Here is a 24,017-nt window from a genome sequence, read left to right as displayed (position 1 = left end):
TGGGTGAGCACCAATGGCCAAGGCGTACGAGCGCATCGCGGACGACCTCCGCCAGTCCATCCGCGCAGGTGAACTCGCCCCCGGCGACCGGCTGCCCTCGGAGGCCAAACTCGCCGAGCACTACCGCCGGAGCGTCCCGACCGTCCGGGACGCGCTCCGCCTTCTCCAGGCCGAGGGGCTGATCGACAAGGAGCACGGCCGGGGCAACTTCGTCCGTCGCCCCCGCACGTTGGTGCAGCGCTCGAACCTCCGCCACCAGTGGGAGAAGGACCGGGTCCGCGAGCCGGAGGAGAAGCGCGCGGAGACCGGAGCCACCGAGCACGACACCGGCCTGGAGCTCCCCGACCTGGAGTTTCACGCGGCGTACCGCGAGATCCCGGCCGACAAGGAGCTCGCGGAGGCGTTCGGCGTCTCCGAGGGGACGACCCTCCTGGAACGCACCTACCGCACCCGCTACCGGGCCGAGAGCGCTCCCTTCACCCTCGTGACCTCCTACCTCGTCCGCGACATGGTGGCGGCGAACCCGGCCTTGCTGGACGCGGCGAACGAGCCCTGGCCTGGCGGCACCCAGAACCAGCTGTTCACGGTGGGCATCGAGCTCGGGCGCATGGAGGAACGCGTCACGGCACGCCCCCCGACCGCGGAGGAGGCGGAGGAACTCGACCTCCCGCCCGGGACCGCCGTCCTGGTCCTCCGGAAGACGTCGATCGACGTCGACGACCGCCCCGTTGAGATCTCCGACGTCGTCCTGCCCGGCGACCGCACGGAAATGCTCTTCACCACTCCCCTGGAAAGGTGGTGACCGCCGTGCGCCGGCTCGTCATCATTACGGCCGTCCACGCACCCGCCGCTCCCTACCTGGCGGACGCCTACAAGTCGCTGTGCGCGCAGGAGCTCCCGGACGGCTGGGAGTGGCACTGGGTGATCCAGGAGGACGGCACGACCGACGCGGTGGCCCCGCACATACCGGACGACTCCCGCGTCACCTTCAAGCAGGGCCGGCCGGGCGGTCCGGGCGTCGCCCGGATGATGGCCCTGGCGCACGCGGACGGCGAGTACGTGAAGGTGCTGGACGCCGACGACCAGTTGACGCCGGGCACCCTCGCCCGCGACCTGGCCGTGCTCGAAGGCGACCCCACCCTCGGGTGGACGACGTCCCGCGTACTGGACCTGCTCCCCGACGGCTCGACGTTCGGCTTCGACCAGGACCCGGACGAGGGGCCGATCGAGCGCGGCGAGGTGCTGGAACACTGGCGGACGCACAACTACCGCGCCCAGGTTCACCCGGCGACCCTGTTCATCCGCCATGATCTGCTGCTCGCCCTCGGCGGCTGGATGGCGCTGCCGGCGTCCGAGGACACCGGGCTCCTGCTCGCCCTCAACAGCGTGGCCCGCGGCTACTTCACGCGCGAAGTCGGCCTGCTCTACCGCAAGTGGCCCGGACAGGCCACGAGCCAGGCGACCCACACCGACGCCGGCGAACGCGACGCCCGCATGGCCGTCATCGAGGCCCGCGCACGAGCCCTGGCGTACTCGAACTGGCGCTACCCGATCACGGGTTGACCGGCACCTCGTACACGATCTCGCCGACCGACACCGGGACGACGATGTCGGCGGTCTCCACCGGACGCCCGTCGTCGCCGTAGTACGTCCGCCGGACGCGGGTGACGAGGGACCCGCGCTGCACGCCGAGGAGGTTCGCCTCCTCGGCGGTGGCCTGCCCCGCCTCCACCCCTTCCTCGGCGTGGCTGACGGTGATCCCGATCTCGGCCATGCGGGCGGGCACACCCTTGCCCGCCAGCGGCCCGCCCTCGGGCAGCACGACGATGGTGCCGCCGGTGAGGGAGTAGGGCTCCCAGCTGGTCATGAGCTGGGCGGGCCGGCCGTCGACCATGAACTCGTAGTCGGTGCGCACGCACAGCTCGCCGACGTCGACCGCCAGGCGGGCCGCGATGGGGCCCGGAGCCGGCACCTTCGCCTCGCTGTGACTTTCCCAGGTGGCTCGTGGGCCGAGCCCGAGGCCGTCACCGGGTTGCCCGTCCCGCCACCCCGAGCGCAGTAGCCGCGCCCGCTCCCTCGGCTTCGCCACGTACGTGCCCGAGCCCGCACGCCCCTCCAGAACACCCTGGGAGATCAGAAGTTCCTGCGCCCGGCGGACGACGTTCTCGCCGACGCCGCATTCCTGGGCAATCTGGGCACGGGACGGAAGACGCGCCCCGGGCGTCCACTCCTGATCCGCGATCCGCTGCCGAAGCACGTCGGCGATGCGGAGGTAAGGCGGCTGCTCACGCATGTTGGAAATCTAGTCCACTAGCTCTAACCTAGTTAACCAGCATCACGCCGTGTAACTTCGCTGTGACGGAGGACCGCCTTGTGCCCTCACCCGAAGCTCGTGCCGAAGCGCTCGTACGCCGCTTCGCCGCGGCCGGCCTCACACCCCGCAAGAGGGACCGCAGCAACCACACGCTCATCGAGATGAAGGTCCCGGACTCGGCGTCGCATTCGCGCCAGTCCTGGCAGGAACTCCTGACGCTGCTCGGAACGGCCGACTGGTTCGGCCTCGCCAGCAGCCCGCGCGGCCTCGTCGCCTGGGCCGCCGTCCTCAAGAACCCCCGTCCGGCGGCGAAGACCGCCCGGGGCCCCCACCGCGATCAGCCGTAAGGAGCTGACAGGTGCTTGAACGACTTCGCGCCGCCTTCGCACGGGCGCGGCAACGGCTGTTACCGCCGTCCGGCTCCGCCGGAACTCCGGGCCACCGCCCGGCCGGTCCGGCCGAGGAGCAGGGAAACGCTCCGGCGGGCCTCCCGCCGCGAGAACCGTCTCAGGCTGCGACCGCCCTCGCGCGGCCCTGCACGCGGGAGGCCGTCCTCGCCCGTCCCATGCTGCCGACCACGCTCGGCGGCGCCCAGCCCTGGTCGAAGCGCTACCGGGCCACGTTGCTGGCGGCCCGGTGCGACAACGCGCCGGAGGCATGCCGATGACGCCGCCCAACCATCAGTCGGTCGGCTGGCCGCACCGCTCCTTCGCCTACGTGCCCGCCCTCCACGGCAAGGCGCGCGGCACCGAGAGGGGCGCCACGTGAACACCGTGTACACGCTCCTGGAAGTCACCGCGGCGACGGTACGGCGCGGAGACCTCATAGAGATCGGCAGCAAACAGTTCAAGGTGCGGGACCTCGTCGACGTGCCCGGTGGCGGCCGACGCGTCTATTTCGGCTCCGGCGAAGCCTTCGTCTTCCGCCGGGGGACCCGTTTGTTCGCGATGCGTGCCTTGAGGAAGTGGTGATGTTGTCCCTTCGCTATCAGGCAATCGTCGACGAGCTGCGCCACCGCATCCGCTCCGGTACGTACAGGATCGGCGAACGCCTCCCCTCGGAGGAGGCCCTCGCTGCGGCTTTCGAGGTCGGCAGGCCCACGCTCCGGGACGCGTTGGAGGTGCTCCAGGCCGAGGGCCTCCTGAAGAGGCGCCACGGCAGCGGCACCTACGTGACCCGCCCGAGGCCGCCCATCCGGTACTCCCCTGGCGACCACACGGAGCAGGCGGACACCGCCGCACAACGCGTAGTCCGTACGACCCTCAGTGCCACCAACATCAAGGCAAGCACGGAACTCTCCGTCCTCTTGGGCGTGTCACCAGGCTCCTCGGTGGCCAAATACCAATACCTCAACCGGGAGGGGGAGACCCCGCACAGCGTGGCCCACGTCTACGTACCCCAGTCCGTGGCGTACAGGGACCTACGGGAAATCCAAGTGGTCCGCTCCCCGTGGGGGGAGGACGTCCGGCGGCTTCTCGTCAAGGCCGGCGTGCAGGTGGAGGCCAGCGCGCAACGCCTGACGGCCCGCCTCGCGACGACGGAAGAAGCGAACCTCTTGCAGATCACCATCAGGACGCCGGTCCTGTCCATCGAACGCGTCTCCACCGACGCCACGGGCCGGGTGGTGGAGGCCGCGCACCTGGTCCTCCGCGGCGAACGGTCCGAAGCCATGTTCACCACGCTCGCGCCCATTCCGGATGAGGAGGCAACCGATGACGGAACCAGCGATGTCGATGCCGATTAGAACCGACTCACCGAGGGACCACGGCGCCGGGGCCGAACTCCGGCTGCTGCCTTGGACCGGGTTCGAGAACAAGCCGCTCTACCTGGTCGGAGGCGACCACGGCAGCTTCCTCGGGCGTATGGCCGACATGGTCGAGGAGGAACAACTGGCCCTGGCGGATGTCCTGCTGAACCACGTGGAGGAGATGACGAACCGCCCCGATGGCGGGCCAGAGGGGATGCACTACATCGTCGAGCCTTTGGCGGCTGCGCTGCGCGATGTCCTCCGGGTGGCCGTCAGCCGGGGAGTACGCCTGACTGCCCGAGCGCACGAGGGACCGGAGGAAAGGCCCTCGCTCGCTCCTGCGGACGAGGAGCACTGGGAGCTGACGGCTCACGCCGCAGGCCCCGACCGCTTCCGGGGAACGTGCGAGGACTGCGGCGAGAAGCAGCCGGGGAGCACTCCGAGCGCCAGGCGCGCCCACTCCTGGTTCGTGCGGCACGCCGCATCAACGGGTGACAGCACCTTCACGATGATGGCGTCCGAGACCTTCACCCTCAGCCCCGTGGCTCAAAGGCCCACAGGCAGGTAGGGACGGATCACGACGGGCGGGACGACTCCACACGGAGTCGGCCCGCCCGGCTTGCGCGGCCGCGTGCCGGTGCCGCGGCACGGAAGCCGGCCTGGCGTCCCGTGCCCCCGCTTCTTGCACCGACCGGCCCCTGTCTCTGAACGGCTTGGCACCGTACGGTCGCGCGCATGGCCCCTTCCGCAGGAAAGCGCCGCCCACCGTCCGAGACCCACTTGATTCCACCGCCGTGGCGACCTTTGCTGACAGCAGCTCGCTGCTACGTGCGATACGGCCCGGGCACCACGCTGAAGCGAGCGCTCCTACGGGAATGGCTCGACGTCGGACTCCGAAAAAACCCGGCCACGGCCAAGACGGTCACCACCCGATACGGATGTCGCATCCGAATCCGCACGACGGAGGACCTCATCATGAGGTCGCTCTACACGTCCGGGTGCTGGGAGCCGGTGATCTCCGCCTTCATCGCTTCACGCCTGAAGCCGGGTGACGGCTTCCTCGATATCGGGGCGAACGTCGGCTACTACACCACCATGGCCTCACGGCTCGTCGGCCCAGACGGCGTCGTGGTGGCCATCGAGCCAGCGCCGGCGCTCCACGCCGAACTGCAGGCGAACGCCGCCCTGAACCACTGCGAGAACGTCCGCCCCGTCCGCGCCGCCATCACCGCTTCCCGGGGCGACGTAATCCTCTACGTCCCCCACACCGGCAACCTCGGCGCCACGACCACGGTCAAACCGGAGCACCACGAGAGCCGGCTGACCGTCCCCGGCCTCCCCCTGGCGGACGCCGTCTCGGCCGCGGAGCTCGAACGAGCCCGAATCATCAAGGTGGACGTGGAGGGAGCCGAGGGCACGGTGCTGGACAGCCTCGCCGAACTCCTGCACCACCAACGCCCGGACTGCGAGCTCGTCGTCGAGATCAGCCCGGCCCGCCTGGCGGCCGGCGGACGAACAGCCGACGACGTCCTGGCCCCGTTCTTCCACCACGGCCTTCACCCATACGACGTCGTGAACTCGTACATGCCGGAGGACTACCCGGTGATGCTGCGCCGTCCGACCGCCCCTGTCCGAATCCGAAAGCCGATCACTGCCCAGACAGACGTCGTGCTGTCACCCGTCGACGCGGACGTGCTGCCTCTATGAGGACGTGAACAGCTGAAACAGCCGGGGGGTGTCACACCGGTCACGCTGTCACAGTCACCCGACCAGGGCCCAGGTCACCCTACGGACACCAACCCCGCGCCGTGTTCCAGCCGTTTGTCACCCCAACCACAATCTGCTCCCCCGGTTCCTGCGATCCTCAAAGTCGTCCGAACGACTTCCCAGGGGGCCAGCACGGTGGAGTTCAGCGAACAGCTTGTGACGATCGCTGCAGTGCTCATGGGCGCGGTGACCACCCACCTGGCCAACCACAGGATGGAAAAGCAACGGCACCGCCAGACTCTCCAAACCCGCTGGGACGCCAAGAAGCTGGACGCCTACGCGAACTACATCGACCAGATGCGCTCCTGCATCTTCCTCGCCGTCCACCTCTACGACCACCGCGAGGGAATACGCCCCAGCTGCCAGCCGGAGCAGGAGCTTCGAGCGGAGATGTCCGAGGCCGGCCGCCTCCGCGGCCGCGCCTTCGAACGCGTGATGCTCCTGGGCGGCGACGATGTCGTCGAAGCAGCCCACGACCTCAACGCCATCGCCCTCAAAATCGACTGGCAGGCCACAGGCGAAACCACCGGCACCCTGGAAGAGTGGCGAGCACTCCACCGCGCCACCTTCAGGGCCATCAACGCGTTCCACGAGGCAGCTCGCGAAGACCTCGGTGTCCAAGGCCGCGTCACGGGCGACAGCCACCCGGAAAGGGATCTACTGCTGCCCCCGTCACGCACAGAAGGGTGACGCCTGGGGACCAGCACCGTCTGCGATACCCCGCAAAGTGGCATGCTCCATCCCACCTTGCAACCCAAGCCTGCTCCGCGGGGTCGGAAGACGGATACCAGAGGGCCGCGACTACGATACGGCCACCCTCACGCCTCAGATTCTACGGAATATCGCCCCGTTACCCGGCAGGCACGGCTACCCTTGCCTCTCTGATTACCCATCGAACTGGCAGGGGGGCCGATGACCAATCAAGACAGTGACGAGGACTGGGCGGACGCGGACACGGAGGATGGCCCCGACGTCCAGACAAACCCGGAAGAAACGCCCTCCGAAGCTCGAATAATTAGAGAACTCGCAGCCCGCGGCGTCGGGTTTCGCCACATCAAAGGCGATTCCCTAATATTCACGCCAAACACAAGGTGGAACGGGGTTGCCAGTAGAGAGATTCACATCCCCAGGAACTACTCTAAAGAAATTCTAACACAATTGGAGAAGGGCGCCAGGCACTGCGAAAAATGGGTGGGCATAGCCGTCCCAAAAGAAGGCTACATCGAAGTACTAGTGCGCCCCAACCACACGGCATCAATGCCGATGAGTTACACACTCCGAACATTCGAAAGGCTGATCTCAAACGATATAGACAAAGAATGTCACCGAACACAAAGCTTCCACAACCTACCCTCACTCGATTTCCCCCCGTACAGCACAGGCGAACGGAAGGCAAGGATAGGCCTACACGGAGATGACGCTTGCATACAAATATCAGGGCCGTCACTCACATGTCACGCATTGTGCAACGTCGGAGTGCGCGAAATCCCCAGGTTTGTGCTTTCTATTCGAATTTGCTTCAACCAGGGCACAACCCTGGAGCAGCTTGAATCTAAAGCAGAGCCGCTAATCAACTCACTTCTATACGAACTGGACGTACGTAACCACATAAATCTAAGACCCGTCACATGGCCGAGCCAAGCAGAGCGCAGGATGCCGAGGACCCGCGAGCAACCCGCACAGATCGTTCGGTTTCCGGAGACTAGGATCGAACCAGAGATCTCTGTACTCTTCCGATTTGCAGGGAGCGCGTCAGGGAATCCACCTCTGGCCTTTCTCTCCTACTACCAGGTCCTAGAAAACTTCTTCCCGGTGGCCGGCAGGAGAAGCGCTCTCCGTCAACTCGAATTGGAGCTATCCGACCCCTGCTTCGATAGACGCCAGGATAAATACCTTATGAGACTCCTGTCACTCGGCGAGAAAACAGCAATTGCCTCCGAGGCGAACCAACTGAGAATCCTGCTCGAAGAGTTTGTCCGAGGTAGCAAACTGCACGATTTCTTCGGCGAAAACAACTGGGGCAAGCATTTTACAAAGAATGGCCCCATCGGAGGGGTGTCGGACAACATAAACCCAGACAATAGACAAACGCCACTATCTCACCAGGTAGCTGATCGCGTATATAGAATCAGGAACCGCATCGTCCACGCGAAAGACGATCCTAAATACGGGAACATGCCCGCCCTGCTTCCACAGAGCCACGAAGCTGAAGCGCTAGGTCCCGATATCGAGCTCGTGCGATTTCTAGCATATGAGGTTATCCTCAGCACACAAACGCGAGGGACATGAACACGACCGCCCCTAGGAGCTCGTTGCCACAGCAGGCAGCGACAGTCAGTCGTGCCACACTCATGCCAGATGAGGCAGCGAGCAGCGGTCACCAGCAGGCAAACCACTGAGCCTGATCAGCCGATCAAGTAGAACATCGTGCAGGACATAGCGGCAATGCAACCGCTGCGCCTTGTGATTCCCAAGCTCAGAGCGCGAGTTCGATTCTCGTCGCCCGCTCTTTCAAAGAAACCCTGGACTAGTCGGTCCGGGGTTTCTTGTTGTTCAGGCCTCGCCGGCCGAACGCGCGGTGGACGAAGCTCGGGGAGGAGGACTCCGGCGCACCTCTGCCGCACTTGGGGATCATCGTTGACGGAGCACGCTACAGCGACATCCTGGCTCGCGTCCGCCGCTGCGGTGCCGTCCTCATGGAGCCCGCGCAGCGCGGGCTGCACACTCTGTACGCTCACGCGTGCTTCTTCGAGCGTCCATCCCGCGGGCCACCCGTGGGAGGTGAAGGAGTACCTGTCCATGTGACGGTCGTCCGGCACGCGCCGGCTGCCGTCCCTGACCGGCGCCCGGTTCGTGGCCGCCGCCCTGACCCGGACGGCACCGGCGGCGTACGCGCTACCCCACCGGCACCCCGCCGTACAGCGCCTCGCCCATCGGGGAGTCCTCACCGGTGACGTGGGAGCGGATGGACGCGATGTAGTCGGCGCGGCGGACGCGGCCGGTGCCTCCGGGGTCGAGGGCCGCGAACGCCGCCGCGGCGTTCTCGGCCGGATTGTTCAGCGCCGTGCGGAAGGCCGTGAACGCGGCGAGGTCGAGGGTGCCGTCCCCGTCGGTGTCGGCGAGGTCGAAGAGGGCGCCGAGGACCGGAGCGCAGACGGTGTCGAACGCCTCGGCACCCGCCCAGGCCGCGTACTCGTCGAACGTCATCCGTCCGTCGCCGTCGGCGTCCATCGACGCCCACGCCCGCGCGCCGAGCGTGCGCGCGGTGACGACGAGGGGGTCGTCCTGCTCGCGCCCCGCCGCCAGGGCCGCGTTCGTGGTGCGCGCCAGGTACTCGTCCCGGGAGACGACTCCGTCCCCGTCCGCGTCCAGCATGGCGAAGACGAGCCTCTGCGCTGCTGTCTGGTCCATCGGCATCCCTTCCGTCGAACGCCGGGGCGCTCGGCCGTGAGCACTGCGGTCCGGTTCGGCTGTCATACCCCTCCGGACGGAGGCCCAGGCCGGCCTTCCGGTGCACGGGGTGCGTGTCCCGCGCGCGCGGCGGACGCACGCGGTCGGCGCGCCGCGAAGAGCCGGGGGCGGCAGCGGCCACGCGGGGTAGGGAGGGGCTGGCAGCGGACCGGAATCCCTGGAGGGCATATGTTCGGCGGACGGCGCGGGGCGGCAGTGGCGCTCGGTTCCCTGGCGTTGGTGGTCTCGTCGGTGGTCTCGGCCCCGGCCGGTCACGCCGGCGACGGGAGACACGGAGACCACGGGAAACACGGAGACCACGGAGACCACGGCGGGAGCGTCTCCTGCGAGGGGCCCAGCGAGAGTACGTACGACCCGCCGCTGGCGCTCCAGCCGCGGACGACCCGCGTCCGTACGACGGCCGAGTACACGTGCACGCAGGCGTCCGGCCGGGAACTGCCGGCCACGGGCTTCCTCGAAGCGCTGTCGCCGGACGCCTCCTGCACCACGCTGAACAGCCCCCGCGCCATGGAAAAGGTGCGGTACGCCGACGGGAAGTGGTCGGTCGTCTCCTACGACCACGGCTCCGCCGTCCGCGTCGCCGGCATCCTCACGGTCACGCTGACGGGCCGGGTCGTCAAGGGGCGCGGCGAGGGACAGCCGGCCCGGCGGTCGGTCCTGCTCGCGCTCCCCCGTCAACTGCCCACCGAATGCCTCTCCTCGGGGATCCGGGGAAACAGCGGCGACGCACGCTTGGAGATCGGGTCTTGACCACCGCGTCCACCGGAATTCCCACCGAGCCCATCGGCAGCCTCCCCCGCCCGCCCGAGCTGCTGGCGGCCCTGACGGACCACGCCGCGGGCCGCGTCGGTGACGACGAACTCGCGGCCGCCGAGGACCGCGCGGTCGCCGACACCGTGCGCCGCCTGGAGGAGGCCGGCTCCCCCGTCGTCACCGACGGCGAGCAGTCCAAGCCCAGCTTCGCCACCTACCCCCTGACCGGCCTGGACGGGCTGGCACCCGACGGGGTCGTCATCCCCTTCGCCGACGGCCACCAGCGGCAGCTGCCCCGGCTGACCGCCGGGCCGCTGCGCTACGCCGTCCACGCCGACCGCTACCTGCGCGCCGCCCTCCCGCACGCGACGGTACCCGTCAAACAGGCCGTCATCGCTCCCTCGGCGCTCAGCCTGCTCTACCCGCCCGACGGCATCGACGGTTACCCCCGCGAAGCCTTCCTCGACGACCTCACCGCCGAGGCCGAGGCGGACATCCGTGGCTGCCTGGACGCCGGCGCGCACCGCGTCCAGCTCGACTTCACCGAGGCCCGCCTCGCGTTGAAGCTCGATCCGAGCGGCAGCCTGCTGGACGACTTCGTCGCGCTCAACAACCGGGTCCTTGAACGTTTTTCGGACGCCGAGCGGTCGCGGATCGGCGTCCACACCTGCCCCGGTGGTGACCAGGACTCCACCCACAGCCTCGACGTCGACTACGCGGCGCTGCTGCCCCGGCTGCTCCGGCTCGCGGCCGGCGCCTTCTACCTCCAGCTCGCGAGCGAGCCCGATCCGGAGAAGGTCCTGGCCGTCCTGGCGGCCCATCTCCCCGCGCACGCCCAGGTGTTCGTCGGCGTCATCGACCCGATCGACCCTCGCGTCGAGACCCCCGAGCAGGTCCGCGACCGCGTCCTGACCGCCGCCCGCCATCTGCCCGCCGACCGTCTCGGCACCTGTGACGACTGCGGTTTCTCGCCCTTCTCCGACGACACCTCCACCTCCCGGGACACCGCCTTCGCCAAGGTCCGGGCACGCGTCGAGGGCACCGCGCTGGCCGCGCGCGAACTGCTGGGCTGAGTCCGGGTCCGCGATGGCGCCGGTCTTCGCCGCGCCCCCGGAGCGACGGCCCGGGGGCGCGCTCCCGTCGTCCTTCACCCGCCCCCGACTTGTCGATTATCGATATGCCACCTACGCTGCGGCTTATCGAAAATCGATGGGGTGGATGAGATGAACACGCGACTCACGAGGGCCCTGGCCTCGGTGACCTTTGCGCTGGCGGTGCTCTGCGGGCTCACTTTCCTCGGTGTGGGGGTGACCCACCTGCTCGACGACGGGGCGGTCTGCGCGGAGACGGGCTTCTGGGCCAACGCCCCGCTGGCGGCGGACGGCCTGCCGGTCGGCGACGGCGTGACGGCCTCCAGCAGTGCCGCGCGGCTCTGCCAGGACAGCCCCTCCACGGGGCAGCGCGCCGCCGACCTGGGGAGCGGGCTGCCCTGGCAGCTGTTCGGCTCCCTCGCGCTGCTGCTGTTCTCCCGGCTGCTCAAGGCCGTCGTGGAGCGGGGGCCGTTCACCGAAACGGTGTCGCGCCGGCTCTCCGTCCTTGGTTGGACCGTCACCGTGGGCACGCCCCTGGCCGGGCTGGTCGCCGGCTGGTCCCACTCCTGGCTCGTCGCCAGCATGGCGCCGGTCGTGGGCTCCGGACCGACGGTCTCCGGTCCACAGGTCCTCGTCCTCGCCGGCCTCGCGGCCGTCATCATGGGGAGGATCATGCGCGAGGGCGTGCGCATGCGAGAGGATCTCGAAGGGACCATCTGATGCCCGAACCGGAAGCGGCCGCCTGATGGCCGAAGAGGAACCCCACGCGATCCGGATCCACCTCGACCGGCTCCTCGCCGAGCGCGGCATGACGCTCACCGAGCTGTCCGCGCACGTGGGCATCACCGTCGTCAACCTGTCCGTGCTCAAGAACGGGCGGGCCAAGGCCATCCGCTTCTCGACCCTGTCGAAGATCTGCGAGGTCCTCCGGTGCCAGCCGGGGGACCTGATCAGCCACGACCCCGCCGGAACCGCCTGAACAGCCTGAGGCCCCGGGGAGCGCGACCACCTCGTCCCGCGCTACGGAGGCGCGACCACCGCGTCCCGCGCTACGAGGGCCGGCGGAGCAAGCCGCGTTCCATGGCGACGACCACGGCACGCGTCCTGTCGTTCACGTCGAGCTTGGCGAAGAGCCGCAGCAGGTGCGTCTTCACCGTGGCCTCCGCGATGACCAGCCGGGCGCCGATCTCGGCGTTGGTGAGCCCGTCGGCGACCGCGTTCAGCACGTCCACCTCCCGCGCCGTCAACGGCACCTCGGCGGGCTGCCGCATCCGGGCGACGAGCTTCGCGGCCACGCGCGGGGCGAGGACGGTCTCGCCGCGCGACGCCGAGTGGATCGCGTCGACGAGCTGGTCGCGGGTGGTGTCCTTGAGCAGGTAGCCGATGGCGCCGGCCTCCACCCCGCGTTCGATCTCGGCGTCGGTGTCGTACGTCGTCAGGATCAGGACCCGGGTCCGTGGATGCCGGGCGACGATCTCGGTGGTGGTGGCGACGCCGTCGAGGACGGGCATCCGCAGGTCGACCAGGGCGACGTCGGGCTCGTACCGGTCGACGAGTTCGAGCGCCTGACGACCGTCGGCGGCCTCGCCGATGATCTCGATGCTGGGCTCCGAGGCCAGCAGGGCGATGACGCCCGCGCGCATGACCGCGTGGTCGTCCACCACGACGACGCGGAGCTTCCCGCTCGTCATGCCGCCACCCCGCTCTCCGTGGGACCCACGGGACCCACCGGATCCGTGGGCTCCACGGGATCCAGAGGAATCACCGCCAGGACGCGCGTGCCCTCGCCGACCGAGCTGGTGACGGTGAGCCGGCCGCCCAGTTCGGCGAGCCGCTTGCGCATCCCGTCGAGCCCGAACCCCCGCGACCGGCCGACCACGAAGCCACGCCCGTCGTCGGTGATCTCCAGCTCGACGCCGAACGGCTGCCGTGCGAGGACGACGCCGACCGTGGAAGCCGCCGCGTGCTTGCGGACGTTGGCCAGCGACTCCTGCGTACACCGCAGCAGCGCGATCCTGGTGGGCTGGTCGCACACGATGTCGGCCAGGTCGGCGTCGACCGTGAGCCCGGTGTCCTCGGTGAACCGGTCCAGCGTCCGGCGCAGGGTCCGGGCCACCGAGCCCGCGGCCACCTGGCTCGGGTGCGCCGAGCCGACCAGGACGCGCGCCTCGGCGAGGTTCTCGCGCGCCGTGCTCTCGATCGAACGCAGCTGCTGGGCGCTCCGCTCCGTATCGGTATCGAGGCCGGCCCGCGCGGCTTCCGCGAGGACGACGATCGACGCGAACCCCTGCGCCAGCGTGTCGTGGATCTCCCGCGCCATGCGCTCCCGCTCCTCCGTGGCCCCCTGGCGCTGGTACGCCTCGGACAGTTTGAGCTGCGTCTCCCCCAACTCGGCGATCAGCCGCGCCCGTTCGCGGCTCTGCTCGACGACGGAGTGCACCCACAGGCCCATCAGGACGCTGGCGGCGACCACGACGAGCGTGGAGACGAGGGTCTCGCTGAGAAACTCCGCGCTCCAGCCCTGCCGCAGCCAACTCCCGGTGAGGGACGAGACGGTGGCGAGCCCGGTGAAGACCACGGAGGTGCGCGGGGTCCTGCCGAAGAGCCAGAAGTGCGGCAGCGCCACGATGAACAGCGCCGCGTAGCCGCTCCGCAGGTAGGAGAGGCCGCCGATGCCGAGGCCGAGCATCCACAGGTAGGTGTGCGGCCGGAGCACGGGGTTGTCCGGGAACCGGTCGAGGACCGTGTAGCCGAGCACGATGCAGCCGAGCAGCACCAGCACCCCGTACCGCGTCCCGCCGCCGCGGTCCGTCAGGACGAGCCCGACGGCCATCGCGCCGAACAGCACCTGGCAGATCCTGTTCCACTGGCCGAGCGTCCTGCCCCGGAACGGGTCGGCGGGATGGCCGGGGACCGGGCCGTGGGCGGAGTCCTCACCGTCGCCGGTCCCCGCCCCGCGACTGCCGATCCTCGACCAGAGATTCATGGGGATCAACGTACGTCGATCGGTGGGCCGACCGGTACGACGGCGGCCGCCCCACCCCGCGGCGGAGCCTCCTGCGCCCGCCGCATCCCGCGTGAAGGCCACCAGCTCGCCTTGCCGAGCAGCAGCATGACCGACGGCAGGATCATGATCCGGATGATGAACGCGTCCAGCAGGACGGCCGCCGCCAGGACGAAGCCGATCTGCTTCATCTCGATCAGGTGCAGGAAGACGAAGCTGGCGAAGACCGTCACCATCACCACCGCGGCGCTGGTGACCACGCTCGCCGAGCTGCCGATGCCGTCGAGCACCGCCTTGCGGGTGGGCACACCGCGCAGTGCTGCCTCCCTGATCCGGCTCACCACGAACACCTGGTAGTCCATGGAGAGTCCGAAGAGGATCACGAACAGGAACAGCGGCACCCGCGATCCGATCGTCCCGGTGGAGTGGAAGTCCAGCAGTCCCTCGGCCCACTCGCCCTGGAACACCAGCACCAGCAGCCCCAGCGCCGCCGCGGCGGACAGCAGGTTGAGGACGACGCCCACCAGCCCGAGCACCACCGAGCGGAACGCCAGCAGCGTCATGACGAAGGTGACGGCCAGCAGCGCCCCGATGACCAGCGGCAGTTTGTCCCTCTGGTGTGCCGGATAGTCGGCGTACCGCGCGACGTCCCCGGTCACCCCCGTCTCGGCGCCCGGGATCCGGCCGACCGTCCCGGGCACGTAGTCGTCCCGGAGGTGGGCGAGCGACTCCCGCGCCTCGTCGGAGTTGCCCAGGTGGGGAACGGACAGGCTCAGCACGCTGATCCGGTGGTCGGCCGAGGTCCGGAGCCGCGGCTCACCGGTGAACAGCCGGTCGGCCCGCGCGCGGCGGCCCAGCTCCCGGAGGCTGTCCGCCACCTCGCCGGCGCGGCCCGCCGCCGCGCGGACGACGACCTGGTGGGTGACCCGCAGCTCGGGGAACGCCTCGTTCAGCCGGTCGTAGGTCCGCATGGCGGGGATGGCGCGCGAGTGGGTGTCCTGGCTCATCTCGGTCAGCTTCAGCCCGGCCACCGGGGCGGCGAGGGCGAGCATGGCCAGCGTCGAGACGACCAGGGTGATCGCGGGGTGCTTGCTCGCGGGCCGCATCAGGACGGCCCACACCCGGCCGGTGCCGGACTTCCGCGGCCGGCGGGACGGGCGTGCCCGGCGCGCCGCGCGGCGCTGGGCCCGCTGCCCGATCGTGACGAGCAGGGCGGGCAGCACAGTCAGCGAACTGGCCACGGCGACCAGGACGACGAGGACGGTTCCGGTGGCCAGCGAGGAGAAGATGACGTCGGAGGCCAGGTACAGCGTCGCCGTGGAGACGACGACCGCGAGCCCCGCGACCACGACCGCCCGCCCCGACGTCGCGGCGGCCAGCTCCACCAGCGCCTCGGGGCCGATCCGGCCGCCGGAGCGCTCGCGTTCCTCCCGTTCCCGCTTGAGGTAGAAGAGGGTGTAGTCGACGCCGACCGCGAGGCCGATGAGCAGGATGACGTTGTTGCCGACCCCCGCGTCGGGCGAGACGTGCGAGGCGATCATCGACAGCCCCATCGCCGCGGCGATCGACGAGAGCGCCAGCAGCACGGGCACCAGCGCCGTGATCAGCGAACCGAACGCGATGAACAGCGTGATCAGGGTGACCGGAAGGGTGATCTTCTCGGAGAGTGCCAGGTCGCTGTCCCGCTGCCCGTCGACGCCCTTGCTGACGGAGGGGTGCCCGGTCTCCTCGACCAGCAGCCGCGGGTTGCCCCTCTGCACCGCCTCCGTCTGCTCCCGCAGCGGATCGACGTGCTTCTGGGCGTCCAGTTCCGAGCCCTTCATGGTCACTTCGACCACGAGCGCCCGGCCGTCCTTCGCGGCGCGCGGGGCGGCGGCCTTCTCGACCTCGGGCAGCTTCGCCATCCGGGCCGCGACGTCCCGCGCGGCGGCGTCGGCGGCCGCCCGGTCCAGGGCGCCGGCCCTGGCCGATATCAACACCTGCTCGGTGGGCCTGCGTTCCAGATGGCCTTCGGCCGCCATCGCCTCGGCACGGCCCGCCTCGCCGACCCGGTAGTCCTCCGTGGTCGCGCTGTTCGTCCCGACCGCGATGCCGACGCCCAGGCACAGCACCACGAACGCCAGCCATCCGGCGATCGCGCGCCAGGGGTGCAGAGCGCTCCATCGAGCGGCGCGCACAGGTAGCTCTCTCATACGGAAAAGCCTGGTCGAACGGGGTCCGCCCGCGACAGCACCGACCGGTTGTACTTCCCGTCCACCGAACGGTCGACCCCGGTGGTGGGGATGTCCCCACCCTGCCGTTCCGGCGGCACCGTGAGGACACCGTGAGGAGGCGATCAGGGCAGCAGCCGCGGCGTCGCGGCGCTGGGTGGCTGATCGTACGCCCGCTCGTAAACGCCGGTGAAAGCGGCGTGAAACCGACGGATTTCCGAACGCCGTGCGTCCGCTCGGTAACGACCGGGCGTCGGGAAAATACGTCGGCGGCGCGACCTGTCCGCCCTATCGCCGACGCCCGTACGAGAAAGCGCCGGAAAACAGCGAAACGCCGGCCCCCGCATCCGAGGATGCGGGGACCGGCGTCGAAGGTTCGCGATCAGGCGGGAACGATGTTCTCCGCCTGGGGGCCCTTCTGGCCCTGGGTCACGTCGAACGTGACCTTCTGGCCCTCCTGGAGCTCACGGAAGCCCTGGGTGGCGATGTTCGAGTAGTGGGCGAACACGTCGGCGCCGCCGCCGTCCTGCTCGATGAAGCCGAAGCCCTTTTCCGCGTTGAACCACTTGACGGTGCCGGAAGCCATGATGTTTCTCCCTCAGGGAATGCTCTGGACCCGCACTGCGCGAGCCTCGCGTCGCCGCGATGATTTCCCCGTACGGAGAGACCCGGTCACGCCGAGCGCCCGCTCCGGCCGGAGAGCCGGGAGGCGCGTCTGGGTTTTCGGGAACCACAACTGCAACTGATGTCGACGGTAGCACGGCACACCCCACCCTGCGGAGGGAATTTTCCACCCGTTCGGAACGGCGGGAAAAAAGCAGGGGTGGAGCTATTCGGGATTCTGTTACGGCGGAATGAGAAATATGTATCGCGTTATGCGGCGTACGATCGCCACCCCGGCCTGCTCACCGGCCCGGCCCGGCCCGCGGCTCGCCCGGCCGGGCGCCGAAAGCTATCGTGGCGACGACAGACATGCTGCCCGACCCCTCCGTTCGATAGGGTCCGCGCGTGGCGCGACGCCGTCCGGCAGGCGCACCCCGCCGAACAGGCGGCGGCCGGCCGGCACCGTTCACCGGGCCGACGGCGACGACCCACCCGTGGGGCCCGGGCACGCACGGCCCGTCGCCCCTCCGAGGCCCCGACGAAGGGTGTGCATGGCTCCGGAGGCCCGTCCGAACGCCGCCGACAACCTCGACGACGACGATTACCCCGCCTACACGATGGGGCGCGCCGCGGAGATGCTCGGCACCACCCCCGCGTTCCTCCGCGCGCTCGGCGAGGCGCGGCTCATCACCCCACTGCGGTCGGGCGGCGGCCACCGCCGCTATTCGCGCCGGCAGCTGCGCGCCGCCGCCCGCGCCCGCGAGCTCGTCGACCAGGGGACGCCGGTCGAGGCGGCCTGCCGCATCCTCACCCTGGAGGACCAGCTGGAAGAGGCCCTCCGCCTCAACGAGGAACTCCGGCGGGGCGGAAGCCACCCGGACCCGAGCTGACGGGACGGACTCCGCGGCCCGCCCCGCGCCCGGCCGCGCCGATCGACGGCCGGGCACGAGGGCCCACGGCCGCACGTACGAGTCCGCTCGCCCGGCGGGACCCTGTGAGGGCCCCGGGTCACCAGACGAGCGCGTCGGCGGGATCCGTCTGCCAGTAGGTGACGGCGACCGAATCGTCGATCCACGTACCGGCGGGCAGCGCGACCCTCGCCGACTCCCCCGCCGGACCCGACCCGTTGCCGAGGCCGACCCGGACGGCACGCGCCCAACGGCCGTGGCGGGCACTGCCGTCGGCCGCGGACAGCGCTATTCCGGCGTACGCGGACTCACCCGGCGCGAGGGTGACCACCGCCTGCGGCTTGCTGTCCTCCACGACGCCGGTCACCGACTGGTCGTCGTCGAAGCCGAGGTACGGGTGGGCGTAGGCGTTGCACTTGGTGTTGCCGGTGTTGGTGAGGATGAGGAGCTGGTGGTTGATCGGGCGGGACACGTTCCGCACGGTCAATGTGGCATGAGCCACGGAACACGCGGCGGTCACGGGCGCCGCGCCCGGACGGGCCGCCGGCGCGGCCTGGCTCGTCCCGGCGGCGAGTGCGAGGGTGGCGACCGAGAGGAGGGCGGAGGCGGCGAGGCGCGAAATACGCATGGCAAGGCTCCTGTTGTCGGGACAGACGTTTTTGTTGGTTGCTGATGTGCCGTCACGAAATGCGTATAGGCGACGCCTTACCCAGGTGACGCACTCAAAGGTGGCGCAGGAGCGTCACGACCATCAGGACGGACGCGACCAGCACTCCCAGAGCCACGACGTCGACGAGTTCGAAACGGAGGCGGACTCTGATCCGCACGGCAGCTCCTGTTCCGACCGCGCCCGGCGGTTCGTACGGGCCGCGGTCTGTGCCGACAGCCTGTGCCGTGGCGCGTTCCGGCGGCAAGGCGTGTCGCACGCTTGGGGAAGCCGGAACGGCTGCATATAGTCCGACCTGGGAAGATGCCGCGCCCTGGAACGCGGATATGGGACGGGAAGAGCCTGTATGTCCGAGGGGATAGCCGAGTTCGCGGCCCGTTTGCGGGAGCTGAAGGGCCGTTCGGGACAGAGTTACGGAGCCCTGGCCAAGCGGCTGCACATGAGCACGTCCACCCTTCACCGGTACTGCCACGGCGTCGCCGTGCCCACGGAGTACGCCCCCGTCGAGCGCTTCGCCCGGCTCTGCGGCGCCGCCCCGGACGAGCTCGTCGAGTTGCACCGCCGCTGGATCATCGCGGACGACGCCCGGCGCCGGAAGGCGCAGGCGACCACGGACGCGGCACCCGTCAGCAGTGCGGGCGAGGCCGGCGACGAGGACCGGCACCCCGAGGCGGAGACGCCCCCCGAGGCGCAGGCGGCACAGGCATCCCGGAAGGCGCGGACACCGCGAAAGGCCCAGGAACCGCGGGAGACGCAGGCGCCCGGGGGGGACCCGGGAGGACCGGCGGTCCGCCGCCGACGCCGGCCCGGTCGCGCCCCCGACACCGGCACCCGTACCGGCACCGGCACGGGCACCGGTACCGACCGCCGGGGAACCGGCCGAAACCCCGGCCGCGGCCCCCGCTCCGGCGGCCACACCCCCGGAGGGGCCGAAACCGGCCGTTTCCGAAACGGCACCCATATCGGCGCCCGAAACGGCGCCCGAAACGGCGCCCGTAACGGACCTCGCATCCGCACCGAGCGCCGCCCCCGACCAAGAACCCACCACCCCGGCCCCGCCGAAACCTCCCGCTCCGGGCCGGCTCCGCCAGGCGATCGGAGCCCGTCGCCCGAGAGCGGCCTCCGCACGGCCGGGCACCGCCCCGTGCGGCTCCCGGAAGCGCGTCCGGCGCGCCCTGATCGCGGCGGCCGTGGCCGTCGCGGTCCCGGCGGCCGTCGTCGCCAGCTACGCCGCCACCAAACCCGGCTCACGCGCGGACGCGAGCGCCGGCGGAACGCCGACGGGCCGGGCGGACCGGGGCCTCTCGGTGGACCGACGCCCCGGAGGGCCGGGCTACGCCCCCACTGCGCCGGTCCCGAGCCCGCCCGGACTGTCCGGCCCGGACGCCACGGCCGTCCCACTGGTCCCTTCCTTCCCGAGCGGCGCCCCCGCCCCGGGCGGCCCGCAGGGCAACCCGTCGGACGCCGCGCGCGAGTCGGCGTTCCCCGGGCAGGCGTCCCCGGGGCCGACGCCCCCCGGGACCGGCGCACCCGCCCCCGACGCGCCCTCCGGTATGCCCGTGAGGGTGACCACCAGCCCGTACGCCGTGATCGACCGGTGCGACCAGGTGTTCGTCACGGGCCGCACGCCGGCCGAAGTGCCGCCGCCCCCGCCGGACGGGAACGCGCGGGGCTGGGTGAGCGCGCTGCGCGCGGTGCCCGGTGGGCGGATGCAGCTCGAACTGGCCGTCCAGGGCGCGTCCCGGCAGGCGGTCGTGCTGCGCGCGCTCCATGTGCGGGTGGTCGGACGCACGGCGCCGCTGGCCTGGTCGGCCTATGTGATGGCGGACGGCTGCGGCAGCGGTGTCACACCGGCCACGCTCGACATCGACCTGGACCGCGACAACCCGCGCGCCCGGCCGGTGGCAGGCCGGCAGGGGGACATCCGCATCCCGGCGACGGACTTCCCGTACAAGACGTCCGCCACCGACCCTCAGGTCCTGGACGTGGTCGCTCACACCTCCGGCCACGACGTGCAGTGGTACCTGGAACTGGAGTGGAGCAGCGGCGACCGGCACGGCACCCTGCGCATCGACGACCGCGGCCGGCCCTTCCGCACCACCGCGATCAAGGACCGCCCCCAGTACCTCTACCGGTCGGACACCGACGTCTGGGAGGAACTGCCGGACTACGCGCGCCGGGAGTGACGGGCCGTTCGGATCCGTCCGGCGCCCGATGGCCTACTCATCCGGGGCCCATCCCTCTTGGGCCTACTCCTCCGAAGAGTCCTCCTCCGAGGGCTCCTCCTCGTAAGGAGCCTCCTCCGCGAGCCGCTCGCCGATGTCGTCGGCCCAGAACTGCGCCCAGCGCCGCACCGCCTCCGTGCCCGCCTCGTCCAGCCCGCACGCGCTGAACTCGGCGTCCCCGCGCCAGTCCAGCCCCTCCAGCCGCGCCTTCAGATCGGCGAGGTCGAAGGGGTCCCGGGCGTGCCGGCGCCCGAGTTCCTCCAGTTCGACGCGCGACCAGCGGTCCGACGCGGCGTGGACGTCGACGAGGTCGCGCGCGAGCCCCCGGTCGGCCAGCGCCCGGACCTTCGTCCCCACCACGTCCTCCACCGCGAGGACGCGTACGGCTCCGCTGCGGGCCGGCGGGCGCCACAGCGTCTCCTTGGCGATCCCGACCTCGCACTCCTCGTCGTTCAGGGAGTCCGTGGCGGTGAACCGCGCGGCGAGCGGGTCCGCCGCCGCGTCCCGCACCCGCCATCCGCGGGCCTCCAGCCCGGTCCGCACCGTCGCCAGGACGTCGGCCATGGGCGTCTGGGTGTCGGTGGCGAAGTCGAGACCCGGTCCGGGCTCGGGGTGAGGTTCCCCGGGACGGCCGGATCCCCGCGACAGGCCGTGAAACCGCGCCGCGAGCCCGCCGGCCAGGACGAGCGGGAACGCGGCGCCCACGTCGGAGACGTCGTCGAGCAGCCGCCGCCGCGTCCCGGCGAGGAGCGCGCCGAGGCGCGGGTCCTCCACCCGGTCGGACGGCGTGGACGGCACGGAGGGCACGGCCGGCGTCGGGGGGGGTGGGCGGCGAGTTCGTCATCACCCGGATTATCCGGCCGCGCACCCCACACCGCGACCCACGGCCCCCCGCACGCTGCTACGCGCTCGCGCCCCCGTCCACCACCAGGTCGTGTCCGACCACGAACGCCGCCTCGTCCGAGGCCAGCCACGCCACCGCGGCGGTGATCTCCCGGATCTCCGCGACCCGTCCGATCGGCACCACGGCCCGTACCCGCGCGTCGCGCTCCTCGGCCGTCTCGCCGGGCCGGAAGGACATCGGCGTGTCCGTGCCGCCCGGGCTCACCGCGTTGATGCGCACGCCCTCGGCTATGTACTCGCGCGCGGCGGTCCGGGTGAGGACCGACACCGCGGCCTTGGACGCGGCGTAGGCGCCCAGGCCCGGCCGGCGGGCGTGGAAGCCGATGTTGGAGGCGGAGTTGACGATGGCGCCGCCGCCGTGGGCGCGCATGTGCGCGATCTCGTACTTCATGGAGAGCCAGACGCCGGTGGTGTTGACCGCGAGGACGGACGCCCACGCGTCCTCGTCCTGTTCGGCCACCGGAGCCGGCCTGCCGAAGACGCCGGCGTTGTTGAAGGCGATGTGCAGGCCGCCGTGGCGCTCCACGGCCGCGGCCACCATGGCCGCCGCGTCGGCGGCCCGGGTGACGTCCGCGACCACGGCGGAGCCCCGGCCGCCGGCGGCCTCGATCAGCCGGACGGTCTCCTCCAGGTCGGCCGGGGTGGGACCGGCCACGACCACGGTGGCGCCACCGCGGGCGAAGGTCAGCGCGGCCTCCCGGCCGATGTTCCTCCCGCCGCCGGTCACCAACGCCACTTTCCCGGCGAACCGTTGGGACTCGGCGGGCGTGCGGGAGGGCCGGGCGGTGGATGCCGTACCGGGCAGGGACGGATGGCTCATGACGAGAACTCCTCGGTTTCCAGTGGTGAAACGGTGCTGGTGGTCAATACGGCGGACCGTGCGGTCACTACGGCGGACGGCGGTCAGGGGACGGGACCGGCCCCACCGCCTCCCCCGCCGTCGCGCTCCCCGTCCGGCCCGACCCGCTTCAGCGCGTACGCGACGAGCGCCGCCCCGCCCGCGCACACCGCCGCGGCCACCGTCAGCCCGTACCCGTACCCGGCCGACACGGCCTCGGCCGCGGCCGTTCCGCCGTGCCGCAGGCGGTCCGCGCGGGTGGCCGCGAGGGTCACCAGGGCGGCCAGACCGACCGTCGGCCCGACTTCCATGACGGTATTGACGACGCCGCCGGCGAGCCCGGCCCGGTCGTCCCGCACCCCCTCCAGGGCGGCGACCGTCGCCCCGGAGAAGACGCAGGCGATGCCGACGGGGAAGAGGAGCAGCCCGGCCAGGGTGCCGCCGAGGTACGGGGTGTCCGCGCCGAGCCGGCCGAGCAGCAGCAACCCGCCCGCGCAGAGCACGAGTCCGCCCGCCGTGACGGACCGCGCCCCCCGGTTCCGGACGGCCCGCGCCGCGAGCGGGCCCGCCGCCAGCTGCGCGGCGCCGAAGGGCAGAAAGGCCGCGGAGGTCAGCAACGGCGAGGCGGAGCGCACCTCCTGGAGGTACAGGGAGAGGAAGAAGAAGATCGCGGACATCCCGGCGGAGCCGACCAGGATCGCTCCCAGGGCCGCCGCCCGCCGCCGCGACACCAGGAACCCCAGTGGCAACAGCGGTTTCTGGACGCGCAGTTCCACCACGACGAAGGCGACGAGCAGCAGCAGCCCGGCGACGACCGGAGCCCACACCCGCGGCGTGCCCCACGCCCGTTCGCCCGCCTCGACCAGGCCGTGGCTCAGCACCGACAGCCCGGCCGTCACCAGGACCGCCCCCCGGCACGTCCAGCCGGACCCGGACCGGCGCCGGGCCCGCGGGCAGCACGCGCGGCGCGGCGAGGACGACGCACAGCGAGACGGCGGCCGGGACGGCGAACGTCCACCGCCAGGACGCCCAGGTGGTCACGGCGCCCGAGAACAGCGTGCCCGCCGTCGCCCCGAAGCCGCCCAGCCCGCCCCAGACGGCCAGGGCGCGGGCGCGCCGCGCCGCGTCCGGGTACAGGGACCGGACGAGTGTCATGGCGGAGGGCGCCGCGAGGGCCGCGCCGGCGCCCTGGACGAACCGGGTCGCCAGGAGCGTGCCGAAACCGGGGGCGAAGGCCGCCGCCGCGGAGGCCGCCCCGAAGACGGCGACGCCGGCGACGAGCAGCCGGCGGCGTCCGTAGAGGTCGGCCAGCCGGCCGCCGAGCAGCAGCAGGCCGCTGAAGGACAGCCCGTAGGCGGCGCTGACCAGGGTCAGCCCGGCCCCGGAGAGACCCAGGTCGCGCTGGACGGCCGGCAGGGCCGGGGAGAGCATCGTGATGGCGAGGATCAGGACAACCTGGACGGCGCCCAGCAGGGCGAACGCGGGAGCGGTGGCACGAGGTGGTCCCGCGGCGCGT

26 protein-coding genes and 2 pseudogenes are annotated in these 24,017 nt (G+C 71.0%); 17 read left to right on the top strand and 11 right to left on the bottom strand.

Features of this window, described 5'->3' with window-relative positions:
- Positions 1-13: 13 nt before the first annotated feature.
- The gene (locus K7I03_RS16925; protein WP_185944333.1) at positions 14-802 is read left to right on the top strand and encodes a GntR family transcriptional regulator; all 789 of its coding nucleotides are present in this window, start codon (positions 14-16) and stop codon (positions 800-802) included.
- Positions 796-1,563, top strand: coding sequence for a glycosyltransferase family 2 protein (locus K7I03_RS16920; protein ID WP_224347086.1), 768 nt, complete (start codon positions 796-798; stop codon positions 1,561-1,563). The genes K7I03_RS16925 and K7I03_RS16920 overlap by 7 nt, the downstream gene beginning before the upstream one ends.
- Here the strand turns inward: K7I03_RS16920 and K7I03_RS16915 are convergent.
- Positions 1,553-2,293: a GntR family transcriptional regulator gene (locus K7I03_RS16915; protein WP_185944332.1), complete on the bottom strand. Its 741-nt coding sequence runs from the start codon at positions 2,291-2,293 to the stop codon at positions 1,553-1,555. The two genes, K7I03_RS16920 and K7I03_RS16915, sit on opposite strands and share 11 nt — an antisense overlap.
- A gap of 80 nt (positions 2,294-2,373) precedes the next feature.
- Between K7I03_RS16915 and K7I03_RS16910 the strand changes: the two genes are divergently transcribed.
- From K7I03_RS16910 to K7I03_RS16875, 8 genes are all read left to right on the top strand, one after another.
- The gene (locus tag K7I03_RS16910) at positions 2,374-2,661 is read left to right on the top strand and encodes a hypothetical protein (RefSeq protein ID WP_185944331.1); all 288 of its coding nucleotides are present in this window, start codon (positions 2,374-2,376) and stop codon (positions 2,659-2,661) included.
- Positions 2,662-2,672: 11 nt separating this feature from the next.
- The gene (locus K7I03_RS16905) at positions 2,673-2,981 is read left to right on the top strand and encodes a hypothetical protein (RefSeq protein ID WP_224347085.1); all 309 of its coding nucleotides are present in this window, start codon (positions 2,673-2,675) and stop codon (positions 2,979-2,981) included.
- A 97-nt stretch (positions 2,982-3,078) separates the two neighbouring features.
- Complete coding sequence (locus K7I03_RS16900; RefSeq protein WP_185944330.1) at positions 3,079-3,285, top strand: hypothetical protein; 207 nt, start codon at positions 3,079-3,081, stop codon at positions 3,283-3,285.
- Positions 3,285-4,058: a GntR family transcriptional regulator gene (locus tag K7I03_RS16895; RefSeq protein ID WP_224347436.1), complete on the top strand. Its 774-nt coding sequence runs from the start codon at positions 3,285-3,287 to the stop codon at positions 4,056-4,058. Before K7I03_RS16900 ends, K7I03_RS16895 begins: the two co-directional genes overlap by 1 nt.
- Positions 4,027-4,629 carry a hypothetical protein gene (locus K7I03_RS16890; protein ID WP_185944328.1) on the top strand — a complete coding sequence of 201 codons (603 nt, stop codon included), beginning with the start codon at positions 4,027-4,029 and terminating at the stop codon, positions 4,627-4,629. The genes K7I03_RS16895 and K7I03_RS16890 overlap by 32 nt, the downstream gene beginning before the upstream one ends.
- A 407-nt stretch (positions 4,630-5,036) precedes the next feature.
- The gene (locus tag K7I03_RS16885; protein ID WP_185944327.1) at positions 5,037-5,768 is read left to right on the top strand and encodes an FkbM family methyltransferase; all 732 of its coding nucleotides are present in this window, start codon (positions 5,037-5,039) and stop codon (positions 5,766-5,768) included.
- A 195-nt stretch (positions 5,769-5,963) separates the two neighbouring features.
- A complete protein-coding gene (locus K7I03_RS16880; protein ID WP_185944326.1) occupies positions 5,964-6,518 on the top strand; it encodes a hypothetical protein in 555 nt (184 codons plus the stop codon).
- Between the two features lie 222 nt (positions 6,519-6,740).
- Entirely contained in the window at positions 6,741-8,117 is a 1,377-nt protein-coding gene (locus tag K7I03_RS16875; RefSeq protein ID WP_185944325.1) for a hypothetical protein, read from the top strand.
- Positions 8,118-8,723: 606 nt separating this feature from the next.
- Here the strand turns inward: K7I03_RS16875 and K7I03_RS16870 are convergent.
- Positions 8,724-9,239, bottom strand: a complete 516-nt coding sequence (locus K7I03_RS16870) for an EF-hand domain-containing protein (protein WP_185944324.1) — start codon at positions 9,237-9,239, stop codon at positions 8,724-8,726.
- A 228-nt stretch (positions 9,240-9,467) separates the two neighbouring features.
- On the opposite strand from K7I03_RS16870, the gene K7I03_RS16865 reads away from it, so the two are divergent.
- The 4 genes from K7I03_RS16865 (at position 9,468) to K7I03_RS16850 (ending at position 12,122) form a co-directional block, all read left to right on the top strand.
- A complete protein-coding gene (locus K7I03_RS16865; protein ID WP_185944323.1) occupies positions 9,468-10,049 on the top strand; it encodes a hypothetical protein in 582 nt (193 codons plus the stop codon).
- Positions 10,046-11,125, top strand: a complete 1,080-nt coding sequence (locus K7I03_RS16860) for a cobalamin-independent methionine synthase II family protein (protein WP_224347084.1) — start codon at positions 10,046-10,048, stop codon at positions 11,123-11,125. The genes K7I03_RS16865 and K7I03_RS16860 overlap by 4 nt, the downstream gene beginning before the upstream one ends.
- 150 nt (positions 11,126-11,275) lie before the next feature.
- The gene (locus K7I03_RS16855; protein WP_185944321.1) at positions 11,276-11,863 is read left to right on the top strand and encodes a DUF2975 domain-containing protein; all 588 of its coding nucleotides are present in this window, start codon (positions 11,276-11,278) and stop codon (positions 11,861-11,863) included.
- A 25-nt stretch (positions 11,864-11,888) separates the two neighbouring features.
- The gene (locus tag K7I03_RS16850) at positions 11,889-12,122 is read left to right on the top strand and encodes a helix-turn-helix domain-containing protein (RefSeq protein ID WP_185944320.1); all 234 of its coding nucleotides are present in this window, start codon (positions 11,889-11,891) and stop codon (positions 12,120-12,122) included.
- Between the two features lie 70 nt (positions 12,123-12,192).
- Here the strand turns inward: K7I03_RS16850 and K7I03_RS16845 are convergent, their stop codons facing one another.
- The 4 genes from K7I03_RS16845 to K7I03_RS16830 form a co-directional block, all read right to left on the bottom strand.
- A complete protein-coding gene (locus K7I03_RS16845; protein WP_185944319.1) occupies positions 12,193-12,834 on the bottom strand; it encodes a response regulator in 642 nt (213 codons plus the stop codon).
- Entirely contained in the window at positions 12,831-14,129 is a 1,299-nt protein-coding gene (locus tag K7I03_RS16840) for a sensor histidine kinase (protein ID WP_185944318.1), read from the bottom strand. The genes K7I03_RS16845 and K7I03_RS16840 overlap by 4 nt, the downstream gene beginning before the upstream one ends.
- A 5-nt stretch (positions 14,130-14,134) precedes the next feature.
- Complete coding sequence (locus K7I03_RS16835) at positions 14,135-16,339, bottom strand: MMPL family transporter (protein ID WP_185944317.1); 2,205 nt, start codon at positions 16,337-16,339, stop codon at positions 14,135-14,137.
- Between the two features lie 400 nt (positions 16,340-16,739).
- Positions 16,740-16,943, bottom strand: a complete 204-nt coding sequence (locus tag K7I03_RS16830; protein WP_069779708.1) for a cold-shock protein — start codon at positions 16,941-16,943, stop codon at positions 16,740-16,742.
- 568 nt (positions 16,944-17,511) lie between these two features.
- Between K7I03_RS16830 and K7I03_RS16825 the strand changes: the two genes are divergently transcribed.
- Positions 17,512-17,850 (top strand): MerR family transcriptional regulator, encoded by a 339-nt coding sequence (locus K7I03_RS16825; RefSeq protein WP_185944316.1) that lies wholly within the window; start codon positions 17,512-17,514, stop codon positions 17,848-17,850.
- Between the two features lie 118 nt (positions 17,851-17,968).
- Here K7I03_RS16825 and K7I03_RS16820 read toward each other — a convergent pair whose 3' ends face one another.
- On the bottom strand, positions 17,969-18,496 hold the full coding sequence (locus K7I03_RS16820) for a DUF4232 domain-containing protein (protein ID WP_185944315.1): 528 nt from the start codon (positions 18,494-18,496) through the stop codon (positions 17,969-17,971).
- A 385-nt stretch (positions 18,497-18,881) separates the two neighbouring features.
- Here K7I03_RS16820 and K7I03_RS34505 point away from each other — a divergent pair.
- Both K7I03_RS34505 and K7I03_RS16810 read left to right on the top strand, forming a co-directional pair.
- Positions 18,882-19,134: pseudogene (locus tag K7I03_RS34505) on the top strand (helix-turn-helix domain-containing protein); the annotation flags it as partial.
- Positions 19,135-20,100: 966 nt separating this feature from the next.
- Positions 20,101-20,721 carry a hypothetical protein gene (locus tag K7I03_RS16810; protein ID WP_224347083.1) on the top strand — a complete coding sequence of 207 codons (621 nt, stop codon included), beginning with the start codon at positions 20,101-20,103 and terminating at the stop codon, positions 20,719-20,721.
- Positions 20,722-20,784: 63 nt separating this feature from the next.
- Here K7I03_RS16810 and K7I03_RS16805 read toward each other — a convergent pair whose 3' ends face one another.
- The 4 genes and pseudogenes from K7I03_RS16805 to K7I03_RS34340 all read right to left on the bottom strand — a co-directional run.
- The gene (locus K7I03_RS16805) at positions 20,785-21,534 is read right to left on the bottom strand and encodes a nucleotidyl transferase AbiEii/AbiGii toxin family protein (RefSeq protein WP_317988289.1); all 750 of its coding nucleotides are present in this window, start codon (positions 21,532-21,534) and stop codon (positions 20,785-20,787) included.
- A 127-nt stretch (positions 21,535-21,661) separates the two neighbouring features.
- On the bottom strand, positions 21,662-22,483 hold the full coding sequence (locus K7I03_RS16800) for an SDR family NAD(P)-dependent oxidoreductase (RefSeq protein ID WP_224347082.1): 822 nt from the start codon (positions 22,481-22,483) through the stop codon (positions 21,662-21,664).
- A gap of 83 nt (positions 22,484-22,566) precedes the next feature.
- Complete coding sequence (locus K7I03_RS33825) at positions 22,567-23,400, bottom strand: MFS transporter (RefSeq protein ID WP_185944312.1); 834 nt, start codon at positions 23,398-23,400, stop codon at positions 22,567-22,569.
- Between the two features lie 88 nt (positions 23,401-23,488).
- A pseudogene (locus tag K7I03_RS34340) lies at positions 23,489-23,932 on the bottom strand (MFS transporter); the annotation flags it as partial.
- Between the last annotated feature and the right edge of the window lie 85 nt (positions 23,933-24,017).

The organism is Streptomyces mobaraensis, assembly GCF_020099395.1.
Lineage (GTDB): Bacteria > Actinomycetota > Actinomycetes > Streptomycetales > Streptomycetaceae > Streptomyces.
This window is presented reverse-complemented; position numbering and strand designations above follow the sequence as displayed.